Consider the following 13393-nt stretch of genomic DNA (forward strand, 5'->3'; position numbering starts at 1 on the left):
TGTACCGTTGACTTTTTGTTACGACAAATTAACTTTAAAATCATAGATGTGGTGGATATGTACACAAGTCTTGCCATAAATCGTAACTAAATAGTTTTTTTTAATTGTTTAGGGGGCTGGTGCTTGAGTATTAAGGCGATATTTGATATTAGTTTGCGCGCTTTTTTACTCGTAAAATCGAGTAAAAAGTCTAATTAAGGCTATCTGACAGGGATGTCATGCTGAATACTGAGCTAGCGAGTCATTTTCGTTACTCTCTTAACAAAGTTTACTATTTTCTAAGTGTATTTTTAACTTTACAATTTATTGTTCGTTCAGCTCAGCAGTAGCTAATTATGGCGTAATCAATTAGGTTTGTTAAAAAACATAACAATAAAACGAGGCTAGTAGTGCAAACAACTAAAATGAGTGTGACTGATACGCTAGGGTTAGGGTTTATGACCTTTGCGTTTTTTTTAGGTGCGGGTAACTTAATTTTCCCACCTTTTGCTGGCATGCTTGCTGGCGAGAATATGTCTTTTGCGATGTTCGGTTTCTTAATTACCGCAGTGGGTATGCCACTGATAGGGTTAATTGCCGTTGCGAAAGCTAACGGTAAAGTGATGGCACTATTACCTGCGTTTGCTGCCACAGCATTAGCCATTGCGATTTATATTATCATTGGCCCAGCATTTGCGGCCCCACGTACTGCGTTGGTGGCGTTCGAAATTGGCGCGAGACCTTTTATTAGTAATCCAGATGCGTTAATGATGCTTGGCGGCAAAGAGTTTAGTATTGCGCAACTTATTTATACTTTGGTGTTTTTCTCCATTGTGATGTTTTTATCTTTATTTCCTGGAAAATTACTCGATAGCGTAGGTAAAATACTTACGCCAGTATTGATTTTACTCTTGGTGGGGTTAGCCAGTTCAGTGATTATTCTTCCTGGCGCAGAGGTGAACCTTCCGGTCGGTGAATATATTAATAGTCCATTAACCAAAGGAATTATTGAAGGTTATAACACCATGGATACCTTGGCATCATTGATGTTTGGTATGTTAATCATCGATTTGTTACGCAAAAAAGGCGTAAACGATGCCGCCGATCAAACTAAGTATTTAGTTCGTGCAGCATTTATTGCTGCTGGTGGTTTAGCGTTTGTGTATGTGTCGTTGTTTTATCTTGGTGCTTCAGCAGGCGATTTTGCTATTGGTGCAGACAATGGCGGCCAAATTTTAACAAACTATGTGACTCATCATTTTGGTAATATTGGTACCTTAATGCTGTCAACGGTTGTAACGCTTGCTTGCTTAACGACGGCCGTTGGCTTAGTTACAGCCTGCTCTGAATTCTTCAATGAATTAATGCCAAAATTATCGTACCAGTTACTAGTGGTTTTATTAAGTGTGATATGTGCCACTGTCGCTAACGTAGGTTTATCGCAATTAATAAGCATCAGTATTCCTGTGTTAATGACTATTTACCCCGTTGCGATAGCATTGGTATTGGTAACCTTTTTGACAGAACGCTTTGCTAGACCTGCTTTTTCGCATCGAGTCGTGCTGAGTGTTGCACTGTTTTTCGGTATCTTTGATGGGTTACAAACGGCAGGCATGGACATGAGCTTCCTTGACTTTATGCCACTGCATGCAGAGGGGATGGCTTGGTTGCTACCTACTGCGTTAACGGCAATTGTGTGTTTGTTTTTACCTCAAAATCAGGCTCAAAAAGCGGATGCTTAATTGTTAAATAGATCATAATTAACAGATCAATATAACGACGTTATGATAGATTATCTAACGTCGTTTTTTATTATTTATTGGATACCGCTTTGGCCAAACCTGCTTATCAACCCGATCCCTTAATTAACCAGTTTCTTGATGACTTGTGGTCAACTAACGGGCTAAGTGATAATACCTTGGTATCTTATCGTACCGATTTACAAAATGCTGAACGTTATGTTTTGACCAAAGGTAAGGATTTGCTGCAAGTTGACCAGGCCTTACTGCGTGACTATCTTGCTGAACGTTTTGATAAACAATTTGCTAAAAGTAGCACAGCGAGACTTCTCAGTAGTTTACGACGTTTTTATGCTTACTTATTAGTTAAACAGAAAATAAGCCAAGACCCTACAGCATTAATCAAGTCGCCCAAGTTAGTTCGTCAATTACCGGATACATTGTCTGAGGCGCAAATAGATAATTTATTATCAGAGCCAAATCTTGATGATCCTATCGAGTACCGAGATAAAGCCATGTTAGAGCTGTTGTATGCTACAGGGCTGCGGGTAACCGAATTGGTGAGTTTAACGATGGAGCAAATTAGTTTACGCCAAGGTTTGGTGAGGGTGATGGGTAAAGGAGGCAAAGAGCGTTTGGTCCCTTTAGGTGAGCTGGCCATTACAGCTGTTGAGCAGTACATCAAGTTTGCTCGTGCCGAGCTATTAAGTATGAAGCAGTCAGATGTATTGTTTCCCTCACGTCGTGGGCAAATGATGACCAGACAAACCTTTTGGCATCGGATTAAATTGTATGCGGCCAGGGCGGGTATTCAATGTCATTTATCACCACATACGTTACGCCATGCTTTTGCTACCCATTTACTTAACCATGGCGCGGATTTGCGTGTGGTACAATTATTACTTGGCCACAGTGATTTATCGACCACTCAAATTTATACTCATGTCGCTAAAGTGCGTTTGCAGCAGCTACATAGCCAACATCATCCTCGTGGTTAGCTAAGTAGGATCTGTATCATTGTAGGTTTCAAATCCTTACATTTAAGATTATGAGTATTTGTTGCGTTAGCGAAATTAAATCTGTAAGTTTTGCTTACGAAGTCGGGTCTATTGATTATGAACCCGTGTAATATAGGAATTACCATGAAGTTAACTAAAGCATTCGCCCTTGTTGCCAGCCTTATTATTGCCCCTATTGTGTCAGCGGCACCTGCGACCGATGTGTCTAATGAATCAGCGTTAAAGCAAAAACTCACTGAAACCTTGGGTGTCAACGTGATGCTCATTCAACAATCTCCAATCGACGGTTTATATCAAGCACTAACAGACCGCGGTGTATTATACGTCACCAAAGATGGCACAAAACTCATTCATGGTAATTTGTATGACATGGATAAAGGCATGAAAAACTTAACCGAGGCTGCATTGGCTGGACCTCGCATAGAGTTACTTAAGCCATTTGAAGATGAGATGTTGGTTTACAAAGCGAAAAATGAGAAACATGTTGTCACGGTATTTACCGATGTAGACTGTGGTTATTGCCGCAAGCTACACAATCAAATGCAAGGCTATAATGATTTAGGTATTACTATTCGTTATTTAGCTTATCCTCGTGCAGGTATTCCTTCTGCTAATGCAGACGAGATGCAAGCGGTATGGTGTGCTAAAGATCCTTTAAAAGCGATGTCAGAAGCTAAAGCGGGTGGTAATGTTAAAGCGGCAAGTTGTGATATTGATATTGCGGCCCAGTATAAATTAGGTATGTCGTTCGGGATTAACGGTACACCGGCACTGATTTTAGAAAATGGTGTGATGGTACCTGGCTATCAAGCTCCGGCAGATTTATTACGTACGATTGAATCGAATTTATAAATCAGACTAGTAAATCAACGTCGTACAGCGTGTGCTAAAAACGTAAAATCAAGGTGAGCTTAGGCTCACCTTTTTGTTATGCTCTATTCTCTAATTACCCGTTTAAGGTTGCCTTTTGTCTCATAAAATAGTCCGTCGTCCTCAGGTTGATGATAGTCATTTACCCGCTTCTTTATCGCCATTATTGAAACAGCTCTATGCTCGCCGTGGCGTCAATGAAGATAACTGCGAATTAATGCTAAGTAAGTTATTACGCCCAGATAGTATGAAAGGGCTAGCAGAAGCCGCCGTGATTATTGCGGATGCTATTGCTGCGCAGCAATCAATTTTGATTGTTGGGGATTTTGATGCTGATGGTGCCACGTCGACTAGTGTATGTATGCTGGCGCTGAAAATGATGGGGGCAAAACATGTTGATTACCTTATTCCTAATCGGTTTGATTATGGTTATGGCTTAAGCCCTGAAATTGTTGCGGTGGCTTTTACTAAAAATGCTGATGTACTCATTACCGTTGATAATGGAATATCTTCAATTGAAGGGGTGGCAGCTGCAAAATTGTTAGGAATGACTGTTGTCGTGACAGATCATCATTTACCTGGCAGCACCTTGCCCAATGCTGATGTTATTGTTAATCCTAATCAGCCTGGTTGCCAGTTTGCCAGTAAGTCTATTGCCGGTGTTGGGGTGGCGTTTTATCTAATGTCTGCTTTACGTGCGCAATTAAGGCAGCGTAATTGGTATCAACAACAGCAAATCACTGAGCCTAATCTGGGCACATTGCTTGATATTGTCGCTTTAGGTACTGTCGCTGATGTTGTGTCGTTAGACACTAATAACCGTATTCTCGTTAATGCTGGTTTGCAGCGAGTTAGAAGTGGCCGCTGTCGTGTTGGCATTACTGCATTGCTTGAGGTGGCGAAACGGAGTCCTGAAAAAATTGTTGCTGCTGATTTTGGTTTTGCGGTAGGGCCTCGACTTAATGCAGCTGGGCGTTTAGATGAAATGGCGCTAGGGGTTGAAACCTTACTGTGTGAAGACATCATGTTAGCCAGAAGAATGGCAGCGGAATTAGATGGATTAAACCAAGAGCGCCGCGAACTTGAAACGGGCATGCAACAAGAGGCATTAAAAAGTTTATCGAAAGTGTCACTCAATGAAGCTGATTTACCGTGGGGCATCGCCATTTTTCAGGATGATTGGCATCAAGGTGTTATTGGTATTTTGGCCTCACGGATTAAGGATCGTTATCATCGTCCGGTTATTGCGTTTGCCGATGCGGGTGATGGTGTAATAAAAGGTTCTGCCCGTTCGATTAAAGGCCTGCATATGCGAGATTTACTCGAACGCATTAATGGTCGCTTTCCTGGAATGATAACCAAGTTTGGTGGTCACGCTATGGCAGCAGGACTATCGTTAAAAGCAAATGTGTTTGAGCAGTTTAAGCAAGCTTATGATGATGCGGTAAGAGAAGTATTAGATTATGAACAGCTGACGGGAGAGCTACTCTCTGATGGTGAGTTATCGAGCCAGTTAATGACGCTTGATACTGCCTTTTTATTACGAAATGCAGGGCCATGGGGGCAGTCGTTTGAAGAACCACTATTTGATGGTGTATTCAAGGTAATACAGCAGCGTATAGTGGGTGAAAAACACTTAAAATTATTACTTGAAACGGAATGTGGCAACGCGATGTTAGACGGTATTGCTTTTAATGTGGATTTAGCAATATGGCCTGATGCAACCATTAAACATGCTCGTGTGGTCTATAAGCTTGATGTGAACGAGTTTAGAGGTAATCAAACTGTGCAGTTAATGGTGGATTATATTGAGCCGATGTAATCGCTGTTTTATGTTGTCGCAGATTTTTCTGGCGAGTTGATAGACTCGTCAGTGAACAAACTGTTTGATAGAGCGTAACGAGATAGCGATATTGTAGCGTTAACGTTCAACTGATTTTATAGCCAACGAGCTGAACATTAACTATACAGTAGAGTAATCCAGTTGATAGGCTACCTGAGCCGCTAAATAATATGTGGCTTTAACACTCGTCAAAGTGATACCGGCAACAAAAACAAAAAGGCCTCGCAATGCGAGGCCTTTTTGTTAAAACGGATAAAGTTATTTGGTACAGGTGAGAGGACTTGAACCTCCACGCCCTTACGAGCATCAGCACCTGAAGCTGACGTGTCTACCAATTCCACCACACCTGCAAAACATGTATCGAGAAATAACTTTATTCTATTAGTCGCTGTCGCCACCAATATAAATATGGTGCCCGAACCCGGAATCGAACCAGGGACACGAGGATTTTCAATCCTCTGCTCTACCGACTGAGCTATTCGGGCGACGGACGCAATTTAAAGGATTTTGACCCATTAAGTCAACCTGTTTTTTATATTTATATCAAAAATCGATTTGTTTGGATGTATTTTGGGCGTATCGAATGTTATTCAGCCGAAGTACCATAGTGTAATAAATACTTCACTCCTATGATGGTAACTAGAGTAAATGGTGTTATGGTGCCTCTTTTACTGGTGTGGTTACCATAACAAGTAAAAAATATTGAATATATAGAGACTCAAATTGCCAAGGCAGATAAATCAGGTATAAAAAAACGCTCCAAAGAGCGTTTAATGTGAAACAATAATTAACAGTCGTAGAGTATGAATGATGACTAGTTAGATAATATTTCATTAGCTGGAAAGTTTGCTTTCATTACAGTTTTAACGTTTTGCTGTAATTTTTCCTGACCTAATTCGTCATACGCTTTAGCCATGATTTCTAATGCCCGTTCAGTTGAAGGTGTTCCTGGAAACTTCTCCATAACTGATTGAGCACGAACAGCAGCTGCACTCCATGCGTTCATTTTGATATAATATTCTGCAACTTGAATTGAATATTTAGCCAAACGGTTCTTTAAGAACTGCATACGTTGTTGTGCATCAGCAGAATACTTGCTATTTGGATACGATTTAATCAATCGATCAAAATCTTTAAATGCATCTTGAGCATTTTTTGGATCACGATCGGTACGATCAATATTCATTAAATCGTGAAATAAGTAATTATCTGCCTGCATATTGGTTAAACCACGCATATAATAGACGTAATCTATATTAGGATGCGTTGGATTGAGGCGTAAAAAGCGATCAATATTGGCAACTCCTGAGGCAGCATCATCCATTTTGTAATACGCATAAATCAAGTCTAATTGAACTTGAGTTTTGTGCGGACCAAATGGAAAACGAGAGTCCAATGCTTCAAGTGAACGAACGGCTTTAGAGTAATTACCTAATTCCATTGACGTTCTTGCTTGAGAGTACAGGACATCAGGTGATGCTTTACTGGCAACATCATCGTCTTCTGGACTGCTACTACAGGCTGTTATAGCCAGTGAAAGTAATACTAGGGCGGCACCTTGGGCAATTTTATACATACTTGAATTCAATTCTTTTTAAGTTGTTGTTAAGAATTTTTCCATTTCACGGTAAAATAGAAAACATCCGATTGTAACAGATAGCACATTCACTTTGGACCCCTAAACTGGGGTACGGTTCCTATGACACAAGAGATTAATCTAAAAAGCGAGATCACAGCAACACAAACCGGTCTGAGATTAGACCAAGCATTAGCTGGTTTGTTCCCTGACTACTCGCGTACACGCATCAAGGAATGGATCCTATCTGGTGCAATTACTATTGACGGTATCACAGTCGACAAGCCACGGGAAAAGGTTTTCGAGTCTCAGTTGATAGAAGTGACGGCAACACTTGAAGAAGAAGTGAGTGCTAAAGCGCAAAATATCGACTTAAATATTATTTATGAAGACGACCATATTATTGTCATTAACAAGCAAGCTGGTTTAGTTGTTCATCCTGGCGCTGGTAATGCAGACGGTACGTTGATGAATGCTTTATTATACCATTGTCCAGATATTGAACATGTACCAAGAGCAGGTATTGTTCATCGTTTAGATAAAGACACTACAGGGCTAATGGTTGTTGCTAAAACAGTTGAAGCACAAACGCATTTGGTTGCCGCATTACAGGCTCGTGATATTGTTCGCGAGTATGAAGCGATTGTATTAGGCACGATGACGGCAGGTGGCACGGTTGATGAACCTATTGAACGTCACGCAACTAGACGTACTCAAATGGCCGTTATCCATGGTGGTCGCCCATCGGTGACTCATTATCGTGTGTCTGAAAAGTTCCGAGCTCATACGCGTTTACGTTTGCGTCTGGAATCTGGTCGTACTCACCAAATTCGTGTTCATATGGCGCATATTGGTCATGAGTTAGTTGGCGATCCGGTTTATGGTGGTCGTCCTCGTCCGCCTAAATCAGCGAGCCCAGAGTTTTTTGAATTACTCAAAAACTTTAAGCGCCAAGCTTTACATGCAGTGCGTTTAGAACTTGCTCATCCATTTACCTGTGAAATCATGACTTGGCATGCGCCGATCCCTGATGACATGGTTGAGCTGACAAAAGCACTACGAGTCGATACTGAGCTTAATCCGATAGTGTATTTATAATGCTTGAGCACGATTGGCCAATACCTGTTAACGTTGCCATAGCGATGACAAATCGTTTTGGTGGCGTCAGTGTTAGCCCGTTTGATAGTTTAAATTTAGGGCTACATGTTGGTGATAAGCCTCAAGATGTATTCGCTAATCGTGCAATATTAACTCAGCAATTATCATTACCTGCTGAGCCAATCTGGCTTGAGCAAGTTCATGGTACTAAGGTTGTTGATGTACAAACGTTGATGCCAGATAGCGCGATAGCATTAGCTGATGGTAGTTACAGTAATCAGTTTGGCCATGTATGTACGGTAATGACGGCCGATTGCTTACCAATATTATTATGTAATCAACAAGGCACTGAAGTTGCCGCAGTTCATGCTGGGTGGCGCGGTTTGTGTGAGGGCATCATCGAGCAAGCATTGGCGATGTTTCATTCTCCACCGTCAGCATTAATCGCATACTTAGGGCCTGCAATAGGTCCTTGTGCATTTGAAGTTGGTAGTGAAGTTCGTGATGCTTTTATCAATAAAAATCCGCAGGCTGCAACTCATTTTGTTCAGAATAATGCTAAATATTTAGCTGATTTAGTCGGCTTAGCTAAGTTGCGTTTATCTACAGCAGGCGTTACTCAAACTTATAGTGCAGATGTGTGTACCTTTTCTGAACCTGATTACTTTTCTTACCGTCGTGACAAGCAAACGGGTCGAATGGCTTCTCTCATTTGGCTTAAATCTTAAGTTATTATTGGTAACAACTTTCAAGTATAAAAAATCAACAATTTTTTGATCCAGATTAAGTTTTAACCTTGAGTTTACATTAAATGCCCCCATCTTTAAGTTAACAAATTATTCATTTCTGAATTAATTTCCCATTCCACATGTATCAGATCCTAGGAGGTTGTATGAGACTCGATCGTATGACTAATAAGTTTCAAATTGCCATTTCTGATGCCCAATCATTAGCATTGGGACGCGATCATCAATTTATTGAACCTATTCATTTAATGATGGCGCTGTTAAATCAAGATTCTGGTTCTATTCATTCTTTACTAACGCAAGCGGGCATTCGTGTTAGCGCGCTTCGTTCTGCGGTTAGCCAAGAGTTGGAGCGTTTTCCACAAGTTGAAGGTACTGGTGGTGATGTTCAGTTATCACAAGGGTTAATTCGTTTACTAAACCTATGCGATAAGTTAGCGCAAAAGCGCAAAGACAAATACATTTCATCTGAATTGTTTGTCTTGGCGGCATTAGAAAATAATGACCCCCTTGCCAAAGCATTAAAAGATTCTGGTGCAAGCAAAGAGTTAATGGAAAAAACCATTGAAGACATGCGTGGCGGGCAGAAAGTTGATGATCCCAATGCTGAAGATCAACGCCAAGCATTGAAAAAATTTACCGTAGATTTAACCGAGCGCGCAGAGCAAGGTAAGTTAGACCCTGTTATTGGTCGTGATGAGGAAATTCGTCGCACGATTCAAGTGCTTCAACGCCGTACTAAAAATAATCCGGTATTAATTGGTGAACCTGGTGTCGGTAAAACCGCCATTGTTGAAGGTTTAGCTCAGCGTATTGTGAATGGTGAAGTCCCTGAAGGGATTAAAAATAAACGGGTATTGTCATTAGACATGGGCTCGTTAATTGCGGGAGCCAAATATCGTGGTGAGTTTGAAGAACGGTTAAAAGCAGTATTGAATGAGCTATCCCAAGAGGAAGGTCAGGTCATTCTGTTTATTGATGAGCTGCATACCATGGTCGGCGCAGGTAAGGGCGAGGGCGCAATGGATGCTGGTAATATGCTTAAGCCTGCTTTAGCACGTGGTGATTTGCATTGTGTCGGCGCAACAACACTTGATGAATATCGTCAATATATTGAGAAAGATGCTGCACTTGAACGCCGTTTTCAAAAAGTAATTGTTGATGAACCGAGCGTTGAAGACACCATTGCCATTTTACGTGGTCTAAAAGAGCGTTACGAATTACATCATCATGTTGAAATAACTGATCCTGCAATAGTTGCAGCAGCAACCATGTCGCATCGTTATATTTCAGACCGTAAATTGCCGGACAAAGCTATCGACTTAATCGATGAAGCGGCATCTAGTATCAGAATGCAGATTGATTCTAAGCCAGAAGTACTTGACCGCTTAGAACGCCGCGCTATTCAGCTTAAGCTGGAAGAACAAGCGTTAAGTAAAGAGTCAGACGAGGCCAGTCGTAAACGTCTTGAGTTTTTACAACATGAACTGAGGGATGTCGAAAGTAAAGCTTCTGAGATGAATGAGATTTGGCATACCGAGAAAGCAGCATTAGCAGGCACACAACATATTAAAGCCGATCTCGAACAGGCGAGAATGGATTTAGAAGTAGCTCGTCGTGCGGGTGACTTAACGCGGATGTCTGAATTACAGTATGGGCGTATTCCTGAGCTCGAAAAGCAACTAGATTTAGCATCGCAAGCAGAAATGCAAGATATGACACTGTTACGTAATAAAGTGACTGAGGTCGAGATTGCTGAAGTACTATCAAAAGCCACCGGTATCCCTGTTTCAAAAATGCTCGAAGGTGAGCGTGAAAAACTATTGCATATGGAAGATGCATTGCATGAGCGTGTAATCGGCCAAAATGAGGCTGTAGAGGCAGTATCTAATGCAATTCGTCGTAGTCGGGCAGGTCTTGCCGATCCACAACGTCCAATAGGTTCGTTCTTGTTCCTTGGGCCTACCGGTGTGGGTAAAACTGAGCTGTGTAAATCGCTAGCTAAGTTTTTGTTTGATTCAGAATCAGCTCTTGTGCGCATAGACATGTCTGAATTTATGGAAAAACACACCGTTTCGCGTTTAGTTGGTGCCCCTCCCGGATATGTGGGTTATGAAGAAGGCGGTTACTTAACTGAGGCGGTTCGCCGTAAGCCCTATTCAGTTATCTTGTTAGACGAAGTTGAGAAAGCTCATCCAGATGTATTTAATGTGTTGCTGCAAGTATTAGATGATGGCCGTTTAACTGATGGTCAAGGCAGAACGGTTGATTTTAAAAACACTGTCATCATCATGACCTCTAACCTTGGCTCAGATATTATCCAAGAGGGCTTTGGTCATACGAGTTATGAAGATATGAAAGCTGGAGTCATGAATGTTGTGACGCAAAGCTTCCGTCCAGAGTTTTTAAATCGAATTGATGAGTCTGTGGTATTCCATCCCTTAGACGCCGAAAATATCAAACACATTGCCAGTATTCAATTTGAATTATTGCGCAAACGTTTGATCGAGAAAGAGTTCGATATTGAATTATCTGATGAGGCTTTATCATTAATTGCTGAAGCTGGATTCGATCCTGTTTATGGTGCAAGACCCTTAAAACGAGCATTGCAGCAAGAAGTAGAGAATCCTTTAGCCCAAAAATTGCTGCGAGGTCAATTATTGCCAGGTAAAATGATTAAAGTCGTAGTAGAAGATGGCAAGCTAGCCTTCAATCAATAATGTTATCTAGCATTATCAGCTAACGTTTTTGAACAAAGGGAGCATTAGCTCCCTTTGTTATTATTTATTTTGACAAAATAACCTGACCCGTTCGGTATTTTCAGTAATAGCTGCTTGCCTCTGTTCTTCTGTCATTGAGACAGTTTCACCAGTAGTTTTATCTTGTTGATTTAATTTGCTGTGAGTATTCAATACACTCAGGCTGTGCTTAGCACTTTCACAGATGTCTTTGGCTTGTTGTTTGTCTTTTTCATTAATGATTTTTGCTGATTGTTCTAATTGAGATTCCACGTTAACAGCGGTTTTTTTTTGTGGTGTGTAAGTGCCAATTTTAGCGGGTTCCATATCCTCACTATAAATCTTGCTTGCATCTACATTTAGGGGCTGTTGTTGGCTGTAATGTACAACGCCAGCATCATCCACCCAAGTGTAAATGGTCGCGGCAAATAAACATGTACTAAATGCAAAAGTGACTAAACCAAAAACTAAACGCGTAATTTCCATGTGAGTTTCCCAGAGCTAATTGACGTTATGCTTGAATATTTCAAAATATGCTATCTTTGAGTATAAATCCAACAACTAAAACGATAATGTGTAAAGTGTATGCAAAATTCACCTAATCACCCAGTAAAAAATAAAGGTATTTACCTATTACCTAACTTATTTACTACCGCAGGGCTATTTTCTGGTTTTTATGCTGTCATTTCATCAATGAACGGTCATTTTGAGTTAGCGTCAATTGCTATCTTTATCGCTATGATTTGTGACGGACTAGATGGCAGAGTCGCAAGGTTAACCAATACTCAAAGTGATTTTGGGGCTGAATATGATAGTTTGGCCGATATGGTTTCTTTTGGCATGGCTCCAGCGATCCTTGCTTATAATTGGGCATTGCAAGATTTAGGTAAAGTAGGCTGGTTAGCTGCTTTTATCTACTGTGCTTGTGCAGCATTGAGATTAGCTCGTTTCAATACCCAAGTTGGTGTTGCCGATAAACGTTATTTTCAAGGTTTAGCTAGTCCCGCTGCAGCAGCCTTAATCGCTGGAAGTATTTGGAGCGGTTCTAAATATGAGCTTGACCCTACCGATATAAATTACCTTGCCGCATTGATTACTGCATTAACAGGACTACTCATGGTCAGTAACTTTCGCTATCACTCCTTTAAGGAAGTCGATTGGCGAGGGAAAGTAAATTTCGTGGTGATGTTATTGCTCGTAGGTGTGTTCGTTATTATTTCTGTAGAACCAGCCATCATTCTTTGTCTTGGTTTCTACATATATGCACTATCTGGACCTGTTATCACGATTAAAGCGATTAAGAAGTTAAAAGTGGCCCACATCGTTGGCGATGAATTGAATAAAACAGAGACACAACAACACTCAACCATCGATCACATCAATAGTACTGATATTACCAACGAGAAAAATGAAAGTTAACTATAGAGTGATTTTCTTCAATAGCATCTAACAATAGAGTTTACGTAGTTAGTTCCTCTACTATATAGAGAGCTGAGGTAATCGTTGTGACTTGCCAACATATTCATTAAATCATATCTTTTTTATCTAAATCTTAAATATGTACTATAATTCTTATCCAGTTTTATATTAGTTAATCTACTCCTTTGTATTATCTGAAGCTTAATTGAGCAAAATCGAACGCGGTTGTGTGTTTTTAGTACCGAGTTGTTTGATTAGTATTCGGTTGATTGCTTTTTTGCTAAAAGCTTTAAAAAAGGCCTTGCGCAAAACCGTGTGGTGCCTATAATGCGCATCCACTGACACGGCAGACAGCGCAAGCGGTTA

The 13393-nt window shown here is 40.8% G+C and carries 10 protein-coding genes and 2 tRNA genes; 8 read left to right on the forward strand and 4 right to left on the reverse strand.

What is annotated here, in order from left to right:
* Nucleotides 1-389: 389 nt before the first annotated feature.
* From brnQ to recJ, 4 genes are all read left to right on the forward strand, one after another.
* Entirely contained in the window at nt 390-1721 is a 1332-nt protein-coding gene (gene brnQ / locus AAEY97_RS12375; protein WP_101085340.1) for a branched-chain amino acid transport system II carrier protein, read from the forward strand.
* An 89-nt stretch (nt 1722-1810) separates the two neighbouring features.
* A complete protein-coding gene (gene xerD / locus AAEY97_RS12380; RefSeq protein ID WP_350999084.1) occupies nt 1811-2716 on the forward strand; it encodes a site-specific tyrosine recombinase XerD in 906 nt (301 codons plus the stop codon).
* Nucleotides 2717-2860: 144 nt separating this feature from the next.
* The gene (gene dsbC, locus AAEY97_RS12385) at nt 2861-3589 is read left to right on the forward strand and encodes a bifunctional protein-disulfide isomerase/oxidoreductase DsbC (RefSeq protein WP_101085342.1); all 729 of its coding nucleotides are present in this window, start codon (nt 2861-2863) and stop codon (nt 3587-3589) included.
* Between the two features lie 115 nt (nt 3590-3704).
* The gene (gene recJ, locus AAEY97_RS12390; RefSeq protein ID WP_350999087.1) at nt 3705-5429 is read left to right on the forward strand and encodes a single-stranded-DNA-specific exonuclease RecJ; all 1725 of its coding nucleotides are present in this window, start codon (nt 3705-3707) and stop codon (nt 5427-5429) included.
* Nucleotides 5430-5713: 284 nt separating this feature from the next.
* On the opposite strand, the gene AAEY97_RS12395 is transcribed toward recJ, so the two are convergent.
* The 3 genes from AAEY97_RS12395 to AAEY97_RS12405 form a co-directional block, all read right to left on the reverse strand.
* Nucleotides 5714-5800 (reverse strand) — tRNA-Leu (locus AAEY97_RS12395).
* Between the two features lie 59 nt (nt 5801-5859).
* Nucleotides 5860-5935: transfer RNA gene (locus AAEY97_RS12400), tRNA-Phe, on the reverse strand.
* 329 nt (nt 5936-6264) lie between these two features.
* On the reverse strand, nt 6265-7026 hold the full coding sequence (locus AAEY97_RS12405; RefSeq protein ID WP_101085344.1) for an outer membrane protein assembly factor BamD: 762 nt from the start codon (nt 7024-7026) through the stop codon (nt 6265-6267).
* Between the two features lie 123 nt (nt 7027-7149).
* Between AAEY97_RS12405 and rluD the strand changes: the two genes are divergently transcribed.
* From rluD to clpB, 3 genes are all read left to right on the forward strand, one after another.
* The gene (rluD, locus tag AAEY97_RS12410) at nt 7150-8124 is read left to right on the forward strand and encodes a 23S rRNA pseudouridine(1911/1915/1917) synthase RluD (RefSeq protein WP_059746300.1); all 975 of its coding nucleotides are present in this window, start codon (nt 7150-7152) and stop codon (nt 8122-8124) included.
* Complete coding sequence (gene pgeF, locus AAEY97_RS12415; protein WP_350999092.1) at nt 8124-8852, forward strand: peptidoglycan editing factor PgeF; 729 nt, start codon at nt 8124-8126, stop codon at nt 8850-8852. Before rluD ends, pgeF begins: the two co-directional genes overlap by 1 nt.
* Nucleotides 8853-9016: 164 nt before the next feature.
* On the forward strand, nt 9017-11590 hold the full coding sequence (clpB, locus tag AAEY97_RS12420) for an ATP-dependent chaperone ClpB (RefSeq protein ID WP_335690913.1): 2574 nt from the start codon (nt 9017-9019) through the stop codon (nt 11588-11590).
* 60 nt (nt 11591-11650) lie between these two features.
* On the opposite strand, the gene AAEY97_RS12425 is transcribed toward clpB, so the two are convergent.
* The gene (locus AAEY97_RS12425) at nt 11651-12094 is read right to left on the reverse strand and encodes a DUF4124 domain-containing protein (RefSeq protein WP_350999095.1); all 444 of its coding nucleotides are present in this window, start codon (nt 12092-12094) and stop codon (nt 11651-11653) included.
* Nucleotides 12095-12193: 99 nt separating this feature from the next.
* Between AAEY97_RS12425 and pssA the strand changes: the two genes are divergently transcribed.
* A complete protein-coding gene (gene pssA, locus AAEY97_RS12430; protein WP_350999097.1) occupies nt 12194-13027 on the forward strand; it encodes a CDP-diacylglycerol--serine O-phosphatidyltransferase in 834 nt (277 codons plus the stop codon).
* Nucleotides 13028-13393: the final 366 nt, after the last annotated feature.

Source organism: Shewanella sp. TB7-MNA-CIBAN-0143, from assembly GCF_040310065.1.
GTDB lineage: Bacteria > Pseudomonadota > Gammaproteobacteria > Enterobacterales > Shewanellaceae > Shewanella.

Bases quoted from the DNA above. Each gene is read 5' to 3' on its own strand.
- dsbC (WP_101085342.1), top strand. From the start codon at position 2,861: ATGAAGTTAACTAAAGCATTCGCCCTTGTTGCCAGCCTTATTATTGCC.
- AAEY97_RS12405 (WP_101085344.1), bottom strand. From the start codon at position 7,026: ATGTATAAAATTGCCCAAGGTGCCGCCCTAGTATTACTTTCACTGGCT.
- rluD (WP_059746300.1), top strand. From the start codon at position 7,150: ATGACACAAGAGATTAATCTAAAAAGCGAGATCACAGCAACACAAACC.
- pgeF (WP_350999092.1), top strand. From the start codon at position 8,124: ATGCTTGAGCACGATTGGCCAATACCTGTTAACGTTGCCATAGCGATG.
- clpB (WP_335690913.1), top strand. From the start codon at position 9,017: ATGAGACTCGATCGTATGACTAATAAGTTTCAAATTGCCATTTCTGAT.
- AAEY97_RS12425 (WP_350999095.1), bottom strand. From the start codon at position 12,094: ATGGAAATTACGCGTTTAGTTTTTGGTTTAGTCACTTTTGCATTTAGT.
- pssA (WP_350999097.1), top strand. From the start codon at position 12,194: ATGCAAAATTCACCTAATCACCCAGTAAAAAATAAAGGTATTTACCTA.